Annotated in this window: 2 protein-coding genes; both read right to left on the bottom strand. The window is 52.2% G+C overall.

What is annotated here, in order from left to right; genetic code table 11:
• Positions 1-773: hypothetical protein (locus DFR38_RS20775; RefSeq protein WP_146216037.1), on the bottom strand; the 773-nt coding region annotated here is incomplete at its 3' end.
• On the bottom strand, positions 770-1,387 hold a 618-nt coding region (locus tag DFR38_RS20770), incomplete at its 5' end, for a DUF2515 family protein (protein WP_211310806.1). The genes DFR38_RS20770 and DFR38_RS20775, both read right to left, overlap by 4 nt.

The following is a 1,387-nucleotide window of genomic DNA, read 5'->3' as shown; positions in this document are numbered from 1 at the left end:
CGATACCACTTGGCCTTGGCCGGCCAGAAGGCGCGCCAGTTGGCACGGTCTTTTTCTTCGATTTCCGAGCGCAGATAACTTTCCATGCTTTGGAAGTCGATGGTCAGCAAACCGGTACCGGGCTGCTTGGGGTCCTCCCAGGTGGGGGAGCGGTCGAATTCGATTTTGGCAAACACATTGTCGGCATAGAACATCCAATAAGGGCTGGCGATCCAGTCGATGCGCTGCCAGTTGTGTGGGCTGAGGTCCATCTCGCCATCTAGTGGCAGCAGTGGCTTGGTCACGACATAGTCAAACTGTTCCTGCCCCCTTAGTCGTGGTGCGTCATAGTAAAACAGTGGTTGCCAGCCTTTGGCGCGGAATTGTTGCAGCAGGCTGTTGATATATTGTCGGGCATGCTCATCGGTATCTTTCTCTGGGGCAGAAAAGCCAGCAAAAACAGTTATTTTTGAGATGCCTTCTGATAAATAACGGCCATCTTCTAATCCTGTGGTGCCAATGGAAAACGGAATATCGAGGCTGTGTTTGCCGTGCTCTACATGCACGGTAACTTGCTGTCCAAGATAGTCAACATCCAGGTCGTAGAAATTAATGCCTGCCGGTTGCTGGTTGATATTCACCAGATTGGGAAAGCGTTTGCCAAAATCGGTGCTGCTTTCGCCGATACGGATAGTAATTGGGTCGGGAAATTTTTTTTGCACCTTGTTCTCCTCGGTATGGGCAGGTCGGCAGGCGGTCAGGAATAGCAATAGCAAAAGAGTCATGGCTTTCATCGCATGTACCATGGGTCGTGTTGACGTAATACCAGTTCAAAAGTGGTCATGTCTGGGCTATGCCAGCTGGCGATGCTGCGTAATTGCTGCTCCATATATGCAGCTTCTTTATCCATCAAGTCATGAAATTGCATTGCTGCTTTTTTAATCCACCGCATCCGGCTTTTTTCGTTTTCCAATACCGTGTCTTTGGGCGCCTCGGATTTGAGCTTGGGGTCGCGGGTTTTACAGGCGGCGGCAAACACCAGTTCCAGCGGGGGCAGTATGGCTTTGGTGAGCAGCGCCGGGGCCTGCATGCTCTCGTCCACGTACTGCGGCGGCCAGCTGCTGCTTCGTTCCAGTATTGTGTCTGCTGCGTTTTGCGCGGCGCGTTGGCGTTGCAGCCAGGCGGCAAAGGCGGGGTCGTTGTAAATCAGCTTTTGCAGTACTACCCGTTGTTCGTGATTGGCTATCTCCAATAAATGGGCGAATTGTGCTTGGCGGTACTCTTTTGATCCCGGCTTAAGCTTCTCAATTTCACGTACCAAGAGCATGCCCTTCTGTGCATAGGACGACAGTTTCAGGTTTTGCAATACCGGCAACGCCTGCGTGGCCCAGGGGAGTTGCGTGAGCTT

The organism is Aquitalea magnusonii (assembly GCF_003202035.1).
GTDB lineage: Bacteria > Pseudomonadota > Gammaproteobacteria > Burkholderiales > Chromobacteriaceae > Aquitalea > Aquitalea magnusonii.
The sequence above is the reverse complement of the archived record's forward strand: the minus strand, read 5'-3'. Positions and strand labels throughout refer to the sequence as shown.